This is a genomic window from Oricola indica, from assembly GCF_019966595.1.
GTDB classification, from domain to species: Bacteria; Pseudomonadota; Alphaproteobacteria; order Rhizobiales; family Rhizobiaceae; genus Oricola; species Oricola indica.
This window is the reverse complement of the sequence record NZ_JAINFJ010000001.1, coordinates 668,602-684,458: the sequence shown is the minus strand read 5'-3', so window position 1 is coordinate 684,458 and position 15,857 is coordinate 668,602. Positions and strand designations below refer to the sequence as shown.

Sequence of the window (15,857 nt, the reverse complement as noted above, 5' to 3'; positions counted from 1 at the left end):
ATCATGCCCCGTGACGGGCGACGCGGCACATCGACTGTCGGGAGGAATACGTGGCCCTCAATGATATCAAGCCGGCCGAACGCAACGAAAGCGGCATCGCCCTTGCGCTCGACATATTGAAGCAGCGTTTCGGCGAGCGGTTTTCGGCAGGCGAGGCGCTGCGCCGCCAGCATTCGCACACAACCACCTACATTCCCTCGCAATTGCCGGACGGCGTGGTCTTCGTCGATAACGCGGAGGAGGCGCAGGCCATTGTGGAAGTCTGCGCGCAGCACAAGGTGCCGATCGTGCCGTTTGGAACCGGTACGTCGCTGGAAGGCCACGTGAACGCGCCGGCGGGCGGCATCTCCATCGATTTCAGCCGGATGAACCGGGTGATCCAGGTGAATGCCGAGGATCTGGATTGCGTGGTCGAACCGGGCATCACGCGCAAGCAGCTGAACGATTATCTGCGCGACACGGGCCTGTTCTTCCCCATCGACCCCGGTGCCGACGCCAGCATTGGCGGGATGGCCGCGACACGCGCCTCCGGAACCAATGCGGTGCGCTACGGGACCATGCGCGAGAACGTCATGGCGATGGATGTCATCATGCCGAACGGCCGCAAGATCACCACGGCGAAGCGCGCCAAGAAGAGCTCGGCCGGCTACGACCTGACCCGGCTGATGGTGGGATCCGAAGGCACGCTCGGCGTCATCACCTCGCTGACGCTGCGCCTTCAGGGCATTCCGCAGGCGATCTCGTCGGGTGTCTGTCCGTTCCCGACGCTGGACGCGGCGACGCATGCCGTGATCATGACGATCCAGATGGGCCTGCCGGTGGCGCGGATCGAACTGGTGAACGAATTGCAGATGAAGGCGATGGTCGACTATTCGAAGCTGGATCTGCCGGTATCGCCTTGCCTCTTCGTCGAGTTCCACGGCACCGATGCGGGCGTGAAGGAACAGGCGGAGACGTTCGGCGAGATCGCCGAGGAGCTCGGCAGTTCCGGTTTCATCTGGTCGACGCGCGAGGAGGAACGCGCGCGGCTCTGGCAGGCGCGGCATGACGCCTACTGGTCGTGCCTGCAACTGCGCCCCGGCGCCAAGGCGGTGGCGACCGATGTTTGCGTGCCGATCTCGCGGCTTGCCGACTGCATCTCCGAGACCGAGGCCGATATCGAGGAAGCCGGGCTGATCGCGCCGATCGTCGGTCATGCGGGCGACGGCAATTTCCACGTCTCGGTGCTGGTCGACGACACAGATCCGAAGGAAATCGAGGCGCTGGAGAATTTCGTCGAGCGGCTGAACATCAGGGCGCTGTCGATGGGCGGAACCTGCACGGGCGAGCACGGAATCGGCCAGGGAAAGATGAAGTTCCTGGAACTGGAACTGGGCGGCGCACTGGACGTGATGCGGTCGATCAAGCGTGCGCTCGATCCCGATAACATCATGAATCCGGGGAAGATTGTCACGTTGTAGGGTTGCGGGCTTCGTAACCCTTGATCTTGACGCCGAGTGGCGCATCATGCGCAAGGGCAGTCACCGGTCGTGCCCGGCCGGGTGATGCGGCTCGGCCCCAGGGAGCAGGCAACTGGCGCGGCTTTTAGTCATTTTGGGTAGTCTTCTGGTTCTGGCGCTGATCGCGGCGCTGGTGGGGCCGTATTTTATCGACTGGGACGCCTATCGCGCCGATTTCGAAAAGGAAGCGACACGCATTCTCGGCCAGAAGGTGACCGTGTCCGGCGAGGCGAAGGCGCGGCTGCTGCCGTTTCCCTCCGTCACTTTCGAGGATGTGCGCGTCGGCGATCCGGAAAAGCCGCTCGCAACGGCCGACCGTTTTTCGATGGATGCCGAGCTGGCGCCGTTCCTGAGCGGCGAATTGCTGATCTTCGACATGCGACTGGTCAATCCGGTGGTCGAGATGTCCATCGACGAGCGCGGGTTGCCGGACTGGACCCTGCCATCGACCGGGCCGGTGAGCCCGACGCGGGTCGTGCTCGAGAATGCCTCGATCATCAACGGGTCGATCACGCTGCGCGACGAGATCGACGGGCGCGACTGGGCGATGGACGGCATCAACGCGTCTGTCTCGGCCGACAGCCTGCTCGGGCCTTACCGACTCGACGGCAGCGGATGGATGAAGACCACGCCGTTGGCCTTCCGGGTCACCACCGGCGGGTTGTCACGCGAAGGCTTTTCGCTGCGCACAGTGCTGGAAATGGAGCGCCAGGGCATCGAATTGTCCGTCGATGGGCGTGTCGCGGAACCGGAGGTCGCCTCGGCCGCGCCCTATAACGGAACCTTCGTGGTGCGGCCACTCTCGGGCGGTTCCGAGAAGCGGTACGAGGTGGAGGGCAAGTTCGCCGCCTCGCCACGCGGCGTCGAGGTGGAGGAATATCGCGGCGAGTTCGGACCGGTCGCCGATCCCTATGTGATCACCGGTGCGGCCGGTATCACGGGCGGCGCGAACCCGCGCTACCATGTCGAGGTGACGGGCAACCAGGTCACGCTTCCGGATACGGCGGCCGCCGAGGAGGAAAGCGCGGCCGGCCTGACCTTTGCCGAGCGGCTGGCGCGCATCGAATCGATCGTCGCCGCGCTGCCTTTTCCGCCGGTTCCGGGCAGTCTCGACGTCGACCTGCCGGCGATCATCGCGGGCGGCACGACGATCCGCGACATCAAGCTCGTGGCCTCGCCGGACGACACGGAGGAAGGGGACGGCCGGCGGCGGTGGAAGGTCACCGGATTCGAGGCGCAATTGCCCGGGCGAACGACGGTCGAGGCCGATGGGGTCCTGCAATTGCCGGACGCCGGCAATGACGAGGAGGCGGCGCGTTTCGCGGGATCGCTGGTCGTCGCGTCGCGCCAGCCTTCCGGCCTCGCGACATGGCTGACCGGGGCCGCCGACGAGGCGATCCGGCGGTTGCCCAATGCGGGCTTCGCGGCCGATGTCTCCTTCGAGCCCAACCGCCAGACGGTGGACAATCTCGAGGTGATCCTCGGACCGGCACGGCTCGGAGGGCGGCTCGAACGCATCTCGGACCCGTCGCGGCGGGCGACGCTGGACCTCTCGCTGCGGGGCGAGGAGCTGGACTTCGATGCGCTGGAAGCCCTGTCGGCGATGTTCGTCGGCGGCGACGGCGCGGCACGCTATGCCGACCACGACCTCGACATCTCGCTCAACCTCGTCGCCCCGGACATTCGCGGCATCAAGCTGGATACGCTCGACGCGTCGATCCGGTCGCGCGATTTGAAGACGGAAATCGACCGCCTGTCCGTGACCGGGCTTTTCGGCGCGTCGATCTCCGCGACGGCGAGCCTCGACCGGCGCAACGAGGCGCTCGGGTCGGGCGTCGATGCGACCATCGTCGCGCCGGACGGCAACCGGCTGATCGAGGGATTGGCCGAACGCTTCCCCGATATCGATGCGCTTGCCCGGCTGCGCGAGATCGCGGCGGGGGACGCTCGCGCCTTTGCGGATACGCGGCTCGATATCGTCGGCACGGTGGCGCGACAGGCCTCGCTCGTCGGAGAAGCGAGCCTGTCCGTTTCGGGTTCGACCGGCGGAACCGAACTCTCGGTGACCAGCACGGCCAAGGGCGACATGCGCGATCCCGAAAAGGCTTCGGTTTTCCTCAACGCCTCGCTGGAAAACGAGGCGGCGGAGCGGTTGTTCGCGCAGGCCGGGCTGACGACGCACACGGTCGAGAGCCCCGGGCCGCTCGCCGTTTCGGCGCGGATCGACGGCAGCCTGTTCGACGGGATGAAATCGGCGTTCACGCTGACCAGCGGCGACATGGTGGCGGATCTCGACGGCGTTTTGACGACCGACATCCTGTCGAGCGGGTTCACGGGCCAGCTGCAAATCGAGGCGAACGATATCGAACCTTGGCTGCTGACGCTCGGCTATGCCTTTCCCGGGACCGGGCTCGGCACGACGGCGGACATTTCCGCCGCGATCTCGCAGCGCAGCGGCAAGACGGTGCTGCGCGAGATCGATGCGGTGCTCAATGCAAGCCGGATCACCGGCGACCTGACATTATCCATGCCGGACGAGATCCCCGTCGTGCGCGGGGATCTGGCGCTGGAATTCGTCGATGCCGGTCCGTTCTTCGCCATCATTACGGGCGACCCGGCCGCCGCGATCCGTGTCGCGGACCCGGAGGATGCGCTGGAGCGTGAATTCGGGCCGCCGATCCTGCCGCGCCACGATATCGAGGTCGGGCTGGCCGCCGGCGAGGTGACCTTCCCGACCAGCGAGGCGACCGTGAAGGCCGTGTCCGGCACCTTCGTCTATCGCGACAACGAGATGGCCTTCAGGGACGTCACGGCGAGTTATGGCGGCGGCACGTTTGGCGGGTTGATCTCGCTGCGCAACGATGGCGGGCTGACCTTGCTCAACGCGCAATTGACGGCGGGCGACCTGTCGGTTGCGCAGCTCGCGCCGGAAGTCGGCCGGGTGATGGCCGGGACGACCGGCCTGGCGCTGCAACTGACCGGAACCGGCCGCAGCAATTCCGCGCTGCTCGACTCGCTGACCGGCTCGGGCGTTCTGTCGACCGGGCAATTGACGGTCGGAGGGGTCAATGCGGACGGTTTCGCGGACCTGATCGCGGAGGCCGACATGGTCGGCTACGACATGACCGTGGAGCAGATGCGCGGAGTTGCCCGCGAAACGCTCCTGACCGGCGAAACGGTGCTGCCGCCGGCCGATTATGCGGTCTCGGTTTCGGGCGGTGAAATCCGCCTGTCGAATGCGAGCGCGCGGGTCGGGGATTTTTCCGTCAACCTCAATGCCGCGATGGATATCGTCGCCGGCACGATCGCGGGCGATGCGCGGCTGAGCTTCGATCCCGGAGAGGAGGCCGCCGCCGGGCCGCAGCCGGAAATCGCGCTGGCCTTCTCGTCGGCGGAGGAGGGCGGTTTCGACGTCACGCGCGATTTCGACCCGCTGACCGGTTATCTGACGCAACGCGCGCTGGAGCGCGAGCAGGCGCGGGTCGAGGCGCTGCAGGCGCGGCTGCTGGAAAAGCAGAGGCTTCGGCGCGAGGTCCTGCTGCTCGATTATCTCGCGAAGCTGCGGGAAGAGAAGGCCAAAGAGGCGGCGGAGGACGGGCAGGACGACGCACGCATGCATCCCGTCGATGCGGGCGAACCGCTGCGCGTGGTGCTCGATCCGGCCACCATGCGCACGCAGGCGGCCGAGGAGGCTGCGAGACGGCTCGCTCGAGGCGGTTTCACGCGATCAAGCGCGCGGCGCGGCAATGGCTCCCCCGAACCCGGCGCAGACAACTAGGGTATTTCCGGTCGTAACAGAATCCGAATGCGCCGCCTTTCGCCTGTGGCCCGAACGCGCCTTTTGATGCAGAGGTTTCGATCTAGACCTGAATTGCACCGGGAAGTGTACTCATAAATGGACGAATGCCGATGACCGCTTTCGGCAGAACCACTGAAACCAATCAATCGACCGCGTAAGTCAGCAATGCGGGCAAAGCCGCCTCTCAGCCTGGCGGTTTGAATGGCGGCTTTCGTTGTTCGGCCCGGATCGATCACCTGACGCCGAAACCGTGTTCTATGGTCCATGACTGATCCATCATGAAATCGACAAACAGATGAGCAAGCCCATTCTTGGGGCTATTGGCCGGGTAGATCGCGTAAGCGTCGATGGGGCGCAACTTGACCCGAGGCACCAGTTGCACGAGACGTCCGGCGCGGAAATCATCGGCAACGAGCGGATAGGTTTCGATCATAAACCCAAGTCCCTCATCGACGAATTTCCGAGCCATTGAGAAATTGTTGCAGGTCACCACGATCCGAGGGGACCGTTCGGGAACCTTGCCATCAGCCAGGGTTGCGTAGGCGGTCCACGATATCGGAAGACTTTGTATCCAGTCCCAGTCGGCCAAGTCCTCCATGGATTGCGGCGTCGAGCGCCCGGCTACATAGGATGGCGCAGCAAAGACACAGAACTGGACATTGCCGAGCTTGCGCGCCTTGTAGCTGCTGTCGTCAAGGTCGTGAGTGCGCCCCCGAATGGCGACGTCGATATTGGATCCCTCCAACTGGACCGGCTTGTCTTCGAGCTGCACTGACAAATGTACGCCGGGATAGGCCTGCGAAAATCGTGTGAACGCCTCGACGTAGGGGCTGTGCGCGAACGGCGTCGGGGCTGCGATTGTCAGTGTTCCGGTTGGCTGGGATGCGCGCCGCTCGACGGCTGAAAGACCATCTATGGCAGCAGCGGTCATGCGCTGGCTGGCCGCCAACAGTTCGGCCCCCGCGTCGGTCAGCGACATGCGCCGCGTTGAGCGATACAGCAGCGGCACACCCAGTGTTTCTTCGAGTTTGGACACATGATGGCTGATGACTGACGGCGACAGATGCAGTTGTTTTGCGGCCTGTCGAAACGATCCATGTTCGGCAACCGTCTGAAAGATCGCCATGGTTCTGAGTTGGTCAATCATTGTTCGATCTCATAAAACTATAAAACGCATAATGCATATATATTCACATAAACCCGGGGCATGCCAACCTGCAGTAAGCCCAGCAAGGGGCCGGTAAATCTGACGATTGATAGGACAAATCATGACACTGCTCGTATCCGTAACCCGAGTCTCCCACATTCCTGTCGGAGCTGAGCTCGAAGAATTCCACGTTGCTCACAAAGAGCTCTTCGGCAGCGCCACTGGCAAATTGAGATTTCTGCGCGACCCGCAAAATGCCAATCAGGCCGCTGTCGTCGGCGAAGTGCATGACCTCGAAAAGATGCGCGAGATCAGCCGCACGCCAGAAGGTGATGCAATGATGCGCAAGTTTGGTTTCCTGGAACAGCTCAGTTACTTTCTGGAGGACGCGTAAGACATTTGGTTCCAGTTGCCCAAACTTCAGTTCGGGAACACACAATCTCTGATGCGCAAATATCGATGTATGATCGGTTCGATCCATGGCTTCTGGGACTGATCGCGGCGCAGAAGCATTGCGGGCTATTCCCGGCCATCCGTCCCGGAACCAGTTTCAAGACGGCTTCTTACCCACCGCAGATCTTGCGCTTACTCAGGAACAAGCTCGCCGCTGCCACACCAGTCGGAGGGCATATCTTTCAGGTTCGGTAGCCCGTGGTTTATGGGAACGCTGCGTTTTCGTAGTCGATGGCAATTGCCGGTTTGGAATTCAGGTCTGACAAGAGACCTGGGAAGATATCAAAAAGCCCCGCTTCGGCTGAATACACCCCGACCAGTCCATTGCTGTCATCGCAGGAAAAGACGCCTCCCTCCGGGTGTCTGTTTTTTAGTAGCGCCTCAGTTTGTTTTCGCCCGAAGCGAAACGCACCTTCGGTCCGTGCCGCAATACAGGCGCATTTTCCGGACTACGGGTTTGGCTGCGACAGCTGGTGCAGTGACAATTGCACTGCATCAATAATGAGCCCCGACCCTAGCTCTTCTGGCTGGAGGCGCCTGCGACCGTGAGGGTCGTGCCGGCGGCTTCGAGCGCGTCGGCGATCTCTTCCGGTGGATCGCGGTCGGTGATCAGTTCGCTGACCGCGTCGAACCGGCAGACGGAGACGAGGCCCCTGCGGCCGAATTTGGAGCCGTCGGAGACGACGACCTTGCGCTCGCCGCAGGCCAGAACGCGCCGGGCGAATTCGGATTCCTCGAGATCGAAATCCATCACGCCGCCGGCATCGAGCGCGCCAGCGGAGATGACGGCGTGGGCGACCGTGAAGCGGGTGATGAAGTCGATGGCGGAATTGCCGAAGGCGGCGCCGGAATCGCTGCGCAACTCGCCGCCGGCCATGTAGACGCGATTGCCGTTTACCGTCGCCAGCGTGCGGGCGATGTCCGAGGAATTGGTGACCACGGTGAGGCGGCGGTGGCCGGTCAGTTCGCGGGCGACAAAGCTCGTCGTCGTGCCGGTGTCGAGCATGACGGATTCGCCATTGTGGATGGTCGAGGCCAGATGGCGGGCGATCGTTTGCTTGGCGACGGCGTTTTCGCGCATGCGGCGCTCAAAGGGGGCCTCGCCGATCTGGCCGGCAAGGCCGACCGCGCCATGGATCTTGAGGACGGAGCCGTTCTCGGTCAGCGGCTTGACGTCACGGCGGACCGTTTCGAGCGAGACGTCGAGACGCGCCGCGAGGGAGGAGATCGTGACCGTTCCCTCCTCGTTGAGGATGCGCAGGATTTGCTGGTGGCGCTTGGAAAGCATGGCTTTCAACTCCGATTCCTGCCCACGGCTTGGGCATGTCTCGCCGATTTTACAGGCATTTCCACAAAACCGGGCATAAAAATCACAAAATACCACACAACGCGATTGACAGAACCCGAAATCTCACGCGTAATTTTGGTCAGGACTAGGGTGTGCTGCAATCGCCGACATCGTTCGGCCTGCCAATTGCGATCATCACGGGTCCCGGAAACAGGGTGAACAGGGAGCTCGACATGAAAGCAACTCAACGCAAGACGAAGACGGTACTGGCCGGCCTCGCGGTCTCGGCCTTTGCGCTGACGGCGGCGGCTTTTCCCGCATCGGCGCAGGAATCCTCCGATCCGATCAAGCTGACGCTGCATGACTGGACAGGCCAGCTGATCACGACCCAGCTGATGGGCGAGGTGCTGCAGAAGGCCGGCTACAATGTCGAATATGTCCAGGCCGACTACCTGGCCCAGTTCGCGGGACTGGAAACCGGCGACCTGCATGTCGCCATGGAAATGTGGGAAACCACCGGTCGCGAGGCGATGGACGCCGCGACGGCTACCGGCAAGGTCGAGAATTTCGGCCCGACCGGCATGAAGGCCAAGGAAGAGTGGTGGTACCCGATCTACATGAAGGAAAAGTGCCCCGGTCTTCCCAACTGGGAAGCGCTGAAGACCGAGGAATGCGCCGAGGCCTTCTCGACGGCCGAAACCGCGCCGAAGGGCCGTTATCTCGGCGGTCCGGTGACTTGGGGCGGCTTTGACGACGAGCGCGTCGAAGCGCTGGACCTGCCCTTCGAGGTGATCCATGCCGGCACCGACGCCGCGCTGTTCGCGGAACTGGAAAGCGCCTATCAGCGCGAGGCTCCGGTGCTGCTCTGGGTCTATGCACCGCACTGGGCTCCGGCGAAGTACGAAGGCGAGTGGGTGGAGTTTCCCGAATACACCGCCGATTGCTACAACGACCCGGCCTGGGGCTCCAATCCCGACATGGCCTATGACTGCGGCAAGCCGTTCGGCGAGATCTGGAAGGTCGGCTGGGCCGGCGTGAAGGACAAATGGCCCGGCGCCTATGAGGCGATCAAGGCATTCACGATCGACAATGACGAGATGGGCGCGATGATTACCGACGTCGATCTCGACGGCGAGTCCATCGACGATGTCGTCGACAGCTGGATGGCGGACAACGAAGACCGCTGGAAAGGCTGGATCGGCCAGTAAGGGCCCGTATCCGACCGTACACCGAAGGCCGCCGCCCGAAAGGGCGGTGGCTTCTCATCCGCAATTCCTTCGATCTGCCGAGGCCTTGAATGTCGCCGCCGGAAGCCAAACTGGTATGCCGCAATATCTGGAAACTTTTCGGGCAGGGCGCCCATGAGTTCCTGGAAAAAACCGGCGGCAACCCGACGCTGGAACAAATCTCCACCGAGGGGCTGGTCAGCGCGGCGCGCAATGTCAGCCTGAGCGTCAACGAGGGCGAAATCTTCGTCATCATGGGGCTTTCGGGCTCCGGCAAGTCGACGCTGGTGCGCTGTCTCTCGCGCCTCGTCGAGCCAACCGCCGGGGAAATCCTCTTTCACGGCGAGAACCTGCTGGCGGCCGACGAAAAGCGGATGATTGAAATCCGCCGCCACAAGATGGGCATGGTGTTCCAGCATTTCGCGCTGCTGCCGCACATGACGGTGCTCGCCAATGTCGCCTTCCCGCTGGAAGTGCAGGGGGTCGACCGCGCGACGCGCGAGGACCGCGCCCGAAAGATGATTTCGCTGGTCGGGCTGACCGGCCGCGAGGATTCCTATCCCCGGCAATTGTCCGGCGGCCAGCAACAGCGCGTCGGTATCGCCCGTTCGCTCGCCGTCGAGCCGGAACTGTGGTTCCTGGACGAGCCGTTCTCGGCGCTCGACCCGCTGATCCGCCGCGAGATGCAGGACGAATTCATCCGCCTGCAATCGGTGCTCAGGAAGACCATTGTTTTCATCACGCATGATTTCGACGAGGCCATCCGCCTGGCGGACCGGATCGCGATCATGAAGGACGGCGAGATCGTCCAGGCCGGGACGCCGGAGGATATCGTGCTCAACCCGGCGACCGAGTATGTCGAGGAGTTCACCCGCGCCGTGCCGCGGGCCAAGGTGGTGCGCGCCGGATCCGTCATGACCCGGGACGACGGCGATGCGCCCGAGGCCGCGGTTTCCGCCCGGGCGACGATCGCCGAGGCGGCGCCCCTTTTCCTCCAGGGGGCGGAACGGCTGCGGGTGACCGGCGAGAGCGGCGAGACGATCGGCGTCCTGCGGCGCGACGACGTTATCGAGCTGATGATGCGGGGCTGACCGATGGCGGATGTGGCGGCAACCCGGTCGGGCAGCGTGACGACGACCACGGCGTGGCGAGGCCTCGTTGTCTTCGTGCTGGCGCTCGCCGCCTTCATCCTCTTCTGGAAGTTCGGCGAGGATATCGCGCCCTGGGCGTTCGAGTATCCCAAGAAGCAGATTATCCCGGCGGCGCGCTGGATCAGCGATTTCACCAAGTGGCTGCTCAATGACGCGACATTCGGCCTGTTCACCTTCACCGACCTGACGCGCTTCATCGCGGCGGTCATCGACTTCCCCTACAAGGTGGCGCTGAGCCTTCTCGCCTCGGGCCTGATGAGCGGACCTGGCTCCAGCGCCGTGCAACTGCTGCCGCCGATTTCGTGGATCGCGGTGACGGCGATCGTGACGCTGATGGGGCTTTATGCGGGCGGACGCCGGCTCGCGCTGATCGTCGCGCTGTGCTTCCTGTTCATCGCCGTGTTCGGACAGTGGACGAGCGCCATGGTGACGCTTGCCTCGATCCTCGTCGCGGTGCCGCTCGGCGTCGTCGGCGGATTGCTGCTCGGCATCGCCGCCTATCGCTGGCGCTGGCTGGAGCGGGCGCTGCTGCCGATCCTCGACCTGATGCAGACGATCCCGGTCTTCGCCTATCTCGTGCCGATCCTGTTCCTGTTCGGCTTCGGCGCGACGGCGGCGGTGGTCGCGACCCTGATCTACGCCATGCCGCCGATGACGCGCGTGACCATGCTGGCGCTGCGCCAGGTGCCTTCCGAAGTGCGCGATCTCGGCAACATGATCGGATGCACGCGCCGCCAGATGACATGGCGGGTGCTGGTGCCGACTGCCAAGGAAAGCCTGATGGTTGGCGTCAACCAGGTGATCATGCTGTCGCTGAACATGGTGATCATCGCCTCGATGATCGGCGCGGGCGGGCTCGGTTATGACGTGCTGGCGGCGTTGCGGCGGCTGGATTTCGGCGCGGGACTGGAGGCGGGGCTGGCCATCGTGGCGCTGGCGATCGCGCTCGACCGGCTGAGCCAGGCCTTTGCCAACCGCAATGCGGCGACCGATGAAACGCAGGCGCGCGGTTTCATGGCGCGTCATCCCTATTTGCTGGCGGCGCTCGGTTTCGTGGTCCTTACGGGCGTCGCCGGCCTTTTTGTTCCCGCCATCCAGGCCTATCCGGAAGCGCTGCAGGTTTCGACCGGGACCTTCTGGTCGCGCGTCGTGGAATGGATCAACGTCAATTTCTTCGACACGCTGGAAGCGATCAAGAACACGCTGCTGATCCAGTTGCTGGTGCCGTTCAAACGGTTCCTCTTAAGCCTGCCCTGGGCCGGCGTCGTGGCGCTGCTGGCGTTTGCCGGTTTCCTGTTGCGCGGGCCGAAGCTGGCGCTGCTCGTCGCTGCGCTCGCCGCGCTGATCGCCGCGACCGGCCAGTGGGAAAAGGCGATGATCACGGTCTATCTGTGCGGGATTTCCGTGATGTTCGCCGGGCTGATCGGCATTCCGGTGGGAATTCTCTCCGCCGAGCGCGACCGGTTGTGGCGCTGGGTGAAGCTTGCGATCGACACGCTGCAGACGCTGCCGTCCTTCGTCTACCTGATGCCGGCGGTGATGCTGTTTCGCGTCGGCGACTTCACGGCGATGATCGCGGTCGTCGCCTATGCGGTCGCGCCGGCGATCCGCTACACGGTGCTCGGCATCAATCGGGTCGATCCGCGCCTCGTCGAGGCCGGCAAGGCGATGGGCTGCACCGAGTGGCAATTGCTCACGCGCATCAAGCTGAAGCTCGCGCTGCCGGAGATCATGCTGGGCGTGAACCAGACGATCATGTTCGCGCTCTCGATGCTTGTGATCACCGCGCTGGTCGGCACGCGCGATCTCGGACAGGAGGTCTATATCGCGCTGACCAAGGCCGATCCGGGACGCGGTCTCGTCGCCGGCCTGGCGGTTGCCTTTATCGCGATCATCGCGGACCGGCTGATCTCGGCGGGCGCGGCGCGGGCGCGGGCGCGGCTCGGGATTGCGGAGGAGCCTTCATGAGCGTGTCAGACCGCGTGGCCGCGCTGCCGTGCTGGACCGGCAGCGTCGAGATGGAACCGCTGACGGGCGGATTGTCGAACGAGAGCTGGCTGGTGACGGACGGCGCGGGCCGGCATGTCGTGCGGTTCGGCAAGGATTACATCTTCCACCATGTCATCCGCGAGCGCGAGATCGCCTGTGCGCGGGCGGCGCATGCGGCCGGTTTCGCGCCGAAGGTGGAATATGCCGCGCCGGGCGTGATGGTTTCGCAATTCCTCGACGCGCGGACATGGACGGAAGCCGACATGCGCGCCCAGCCCGAGCGGATCGCGCGGCTGCTGCATGATTTCCACACCAAGATGCCGGCCGAAATCACCGGGCCGGGCTTCATGTTCTGGGCGTTCCACGTGATCCGCGACTATGCCCGCACGATCGAGGCGGGCGGCAGTGCGTTCACGCCGGAGCTTCCGGGATATCTGGAGCTGGCCGCCGAACTGGAAGCCGCACAGGCGCCGCTGCCGATCGTCTTCGGACATAACGACCTGCTGCCGGGGAATTTTCTCGATGACGGCGAGAGGCTGTGGCTGATCGATTTCGAATATGCCGGCTTCTCGACGGCGATGTTCGATCTTGCCGGCGCTGCGTCCAATTCCGGCATGGACGAGGACGCCGCTGCCGCATTGCTCACGACCTATTTCGGCCACGCGCCGGACAGTGCGCTGATGCGCTCCTTCGACGCCATGCAATGCGCCTCGCTTCTGCGCGAGGCGATGTGGGCCATGGTGTCCCATCTTCATCTCAGCGCGCCCGGCGCAAACTATGCCGACTATGCGCGCGAAAACCTCGACCGGCTCTCCGCCGCGCTCGACCGCTATCGCTCCAAACACGGAAAGACCGGATCATGACGCTACCCCAGCACGCGCAGATCGTCGTCATTGGCGGCGGCATCATCGGCTGCTCCACCGCCTATCACCTGGCGAAAGACCACAAGGCCGAAGTCGTGCTTCTGGAGCAGGGGGCGCTGACCTCCGGCTCGACGTGGCATGCGGCAGGTCTCGTCGGCCAGTTGCGCTCGTCCGCCTCGATCACGCGGGTGCTGAAATATTCGGTCGACCTCTACAAGCGCCTCGATGCGGAGACGGGTCTCGCCACGGGCTGGAAGATGAGCGGCTGCCTGCGGCTCGCCACTAATGAGGACCGCTGGACGGAATACCGGCGGCTGGCGACGACGGCGCGCTCCTTCGACATGGAGATGCATTTGCTTTCGCCCGACGAGGTCAAGGCGATGTGGCCGCTGATGGACACGTCCGATCTCGTCGGTGCCAGCTGGCTGCCGACCGACGGGCAGGCGAGCCCGTCCGACATCACCCAGTCGCTCGCCAAGGGCGCGCGCATGCATGGCGCGAAGATCCACGAGAATGTCCGCGTGACGGGTTTCGGGATGGAGGGCGACCGGATCGTCTCCGTGAAGACGGACAAGGGCGAGATCGCCTGCGAGAAGGTGGTCAATTGCGCCGGCCAGTGGGCGCGGCAGGTCGGCGAGATGGCCGGCATCAATGTTCCGCTGCAGCCGGTGAAGCACCAATACATCATCACCGAGCCGATCCCGGGGCTTGCCACCGATGCGCCGACGATCCGCGATCCCGACCGGCGCACCTATTTCAAGGAGGAAGTCGGCGGGCTGGTGATGGGCGGCTACGAACCGAACCCGCAACCCTGGACGACCGGCGACGTGCCGAACGATTGGGAATTCCGGCTGTTCGACGACGATTTCGACCATTTCGAACAGCATATGGAACAGGCGATGGCCCGGATTCCGGCGCTGGCGGAAAGCGGCGTCAAGCAGATGATCAACGGCCCGGAGAGCTTCACGCCGGACGGCAATTTCATCCTCGGCACCGCGCCGGAATGCGCCAACATGTATGTCGGCGCGGGCTTCAACGCCTTCGGCATCGCGGCGGGCGGCGGCGCGGGCTGGGTGCTCGCCGAATGGACGATGACCGACGAGGCGCCGCTCGATCTCTGGGTCGTGGACATCAGGCGGTTTTCGGAGATGCACCGCGACCGGCAGTGGGTCTGCGACCGGACGCTCGAAGCCTATGGCAAGCATTACGAAATCGGTTTTCCGCATGCCGAATACGAGAGCGGGCGACCGCGCATCGTTTCGCCGCTCTACGACCGCCTCAAGGGGTATCGCGCGGTGTTCGGTTCCAAGCTCGGCTGGGAACGGCCGAACTGGTTCGCGCCGGAGGGCATGGAGGCGGAAGACGTCTATTCGATGGGCCGGCAGAACTGGTTCGGCCCGGTTGGCGACGAACACGCGCATGTGCGCGAGCATGTCGGCATCTTCGACCAGTCGTCCTTCGCCAAATACGAACTCACCGGCCCGGACGCACAGAAGGCGCTCGACTGGATCTGCGCCAACGACGTGTCGAAGCCGGTCGGCCGGCTGACCTACACGCAGCTGCTGAACAGCCGGGGCGGCATCGAGGCCGACCTGACCGTGGCGCGACTGGCCGAAGACAGGTTCTACATCGTCACTGGCACGGGCTTCCGCACCCATGACGCCGCCTGGATCGCCGACCATATCCCGGCCGATTGCGACGCGACGCTCACGGATATCACGGAGGAATGGGGCACGCTGTCGCTGATGGGTCCGAAGGCGCGCGACGTGCTGGCCAAGGTGACCGACGCCGACGTGTCCCATGCGGCGTTTCCCTTCGCGCATGTGCGCGAGATCGACATCGCCGGCTACACGGTGCGGGCGCTTCGCGTGACCTATGTCGGCGAACTCGGCTGGGAACTGCATGTGCCGATTGGCGCGACCGGCGAGATTTTCGACGCGCTGATGGCGGCCGGCGAAGCGGACAATATCCGGCCCATCGGCTACCGGGCGCTGGAAAGCCTGCGGCTGGAGAAGGGCTACCGCGCGTGGTCATCGGACATCACGCCGAATGACACGCCCTTCGAGGCGGGGCTCGGCTGGGCGGTGAAGCTGCGCAAGAACACCGATTTCATGGGCCGCAAGGCGCTGGAGGCGAAGGCCGGTCAGGCGCTGACGAAGCGGCTCGCCGGGTTCACGCTGGACGATCCGGATGTCGTGCTGGTCGGACGCGAGACGATCCTGCGCGACGGCGAGACGGTCGGCTACCTGACTTCGGGCGGCTACGGCTACACGATCGGCAAGAGCGTCGGCTACGGCTATGTGCGCAATGCCGACGGCGTCAGCGACGATTTCCTCGAATCGGGCTCCTACGAACTCGTGGTGGCCAATGAACGCTTCCCTGCGACCATCGGCATGGACCCGTTCTTCGATCCTTCAAACTCCCGTGTGAAAGCCTGACATC

The 15,857-nt window shown here is 64.2% G+C and carries 10 protein-coding genes and 1 pseudogene; 9 read left to right on the top strand and 2 right to left on the bottom strand.

Going from position 1 to position 15,857, the window contains the following annotated elements; all coding sequences use genetic code 11:
• Window positions 1-50 precede the first annotated feature (50 nt).
• Together LC343_RS03225 and LC343_RS03220 are read left to right on the top strand one after the other, a co-directional pair.
• Window positions 51-1,460: an FAD-binding oxidoreductase gene (locus tag LC343_RS03225; RefSeq protein ID WP_223475649.1), complete on the top strand. Its 1,410-nt coding sequence runs from the start codon at window positions 51-53 to the stop codon at window positions 1,458-1,460.
• A gap of 112 nt (window positions 1,461-1,572) precedes the next feature.
• The gene (locus LC343_RS03220; RefSeq protein ID WP_223476100.1) at window positions 1,573-5,277 is read left to right on the top strand and encodes an AsmA family protein; all 3,705 of its coding nucleotides are present in this window, start codon (window positions 1,573-1,575) and stop codon (window positions 5,275-5,277) included.
• A gap of 253 nt (window positions 5,278-5,530) precedes the next feature.
• Here LC343_RS03220 and LC343_RS03215 read toward each other — a convergent pair whose 3' ends face one another.
• Window positions 5,531-6,445, bottom strand: coding sequence for a LysR family transcriptional regulator (locus tag LC343_RS03215; RefSeq protein ID WP_223475648.1), 915 nt, complete (start codon window positions 6,443-6,445; stop codon window positions 5,531-5,533).
• Between the two features lie 121 nt (window positions 6,446-6,566).
• On the opposite strand from LC343_RS03215, the gene LC343_RS03210 reads away from it, so the two are divergent.
• The gene (locus LC343_RS03210) at window positions 6,567-6,839 is read left to right on the top strand and encodes a hypothetical protein (protein WP_223475647.1); all 273 of its coding nucleotides are present in this window, start codon (window positions 6,567-6,569) and stop codon (window positions 6,837-6,839) included.
• 573 nt (window positions 6,840-7,412) lie between these two features.
• On the opposite strand, the gene LC343_RS03205 is transcribed toward LC343_RS03210, so the two are convergent.
• Window positions 7,413-8,186: a DeoR/GlpR family DNA-binding transcription regulator gene (locus LC343_RS03205; protein WP_223475646.1), complete on the bottom strand. Its 774-nt coding sequence runs from the start codon at window positions 8,184-8,186 to the stop codon at window positions 7,413-7,415.
• Window positions 8,187-8,419: 233 nt separating this feature from the next.
• On the opposite strand from LC343_RS03205, the gene LC343_RS03200 reads away from it, so the two are divergent.
• From LC343_RS03200 to LC343_RS03180, 6 genes and pseudogenes are all read left to right on the top strand, one after another.
• Window positions 8,420-9,394: an ABC transporter substrate-binding protein gene (locus tag LC343_RS03200; RefSeq protein WP_223475645.1), complete on the top strand. Its 975-nt coding sequence runs from the start codon at window positions 8,420-8,422 to the stop codon at window positions 9,392-9,394.
• 89 nt (window positions 9,395-9,483) lie between these two features.
• Complete coding sequence (locus LC343_RS03195) at window positions 9,484-10,503, top strand: quaternary amine ABC transporter ATP-binding protein (protein WP_223475644.1); 1,020 nt, start codon at window positions 9,484-9,486, stop codon at window positions 10,501-10,503.
• Window positions 10,504-10,506: 3 nt separating this feature from the next.
• Window positions 10,507-11,529 (top strand): annotated as a pseudogene (locus LC343_RS25295) (ABC transporter permease); the annotation flags it as partial.
• A gap of 408 nt (window positions 11,530-11,937) precedes the next feature.
• Window positions 11,938-12,531: an ABC transporter permease gene (locus tag LC343_RS25290; protein ID WP_428982506.1), complete on the top strand. Its 594-nt coding sequence runs from the start codon at window positions 11,938-11,940 to the stop codon at window positions 12,529-12,531.
• On the top strand, window positions 12,528-13,415 hold the full coding sequence (locus LC343_RS03185) for a phosphotransferase (RefSeq protein WP_223475642.1): 888 nt from the start codon (window positions 12,528-12,530) through the stop codon (window positions 13,413-13,415). Before LC343_RS25290 ends, LC343_RS03185 begins: the two co-directional genes overlap by 4 nt.
• Entirely contained in the window at window positions 13,412-15,853 is a 2,442-nt protein-coding gene (locus LC343_RS03180; protein WP_223475641.1) for a GcvT family protein, read from the top strand. The genes LC343_RS03185 and LC343_RS03180 overlap by 4 nt, the downstream gene beginning before the upstream one ends.
• The last annotated feature ends 4 nt before the right edge of the window (window positions 15,854-15,857 follow it).

Bases quoted from the DNA above. Each gene is read 5' to 3' on its own strand.
- LC343_RS03215 (WP_223475648.1), bottom strand. From the start codon at position 6,445: ATGATTGACCAACTCAGAACCATGGCGATCTTTCAGACGGTTGCCGAA.
- LC343_RS03210 (WP_223475647.1), top strand. From the start codon at position 6,567: ATGACACTGCTCGTATCCGTAACCCGAGTCTCCCACATTCCTGTCGGA.
- LC343_RS03205 (WP_223475646.1), bottom strand. From the start codon at position 8,186: ATGCTTTCCAAGCGCCACCAGCAAATCCTGCGCATCCTCAACGAGGAG.
- LC343_RS03200 (WP_223475645.1), top strand. From the start codon at position 8,420: ATGAAAGCAACTCAACGCAAGACGAAGACGGTACTGGCCGGCCTCGCG.
- LC343_RS03195 (WP_223475644.1), top strand. From the start codon at position 9,484: ATGTCGCCGCCGGAAGCCAAACTGGTATGCCGCAATATCTGGAAACTT.
- LC343_RS25290 (WP_428982506.1), top strand. From the start codon at position 11,938: ATGATCACGGTCTATCTGTGCGGGATTTCCGTGATGTTCGCCGGGCTG.
- LC343_RS03185 (WP_223475642.1), top strand. From the start codon at position 12,528: ATGAGCGTGTCAGACCGCGTGGCCGCGCTGCCGTGCTGGACCGGCAGC.
- LC343_RS03180 (WP_223475641.1), top strand. From the start codon at position 13,412: ATGACGCTACCCCAGCACGCGCAGATCGTCGTCATTGGCGGCGGCATC.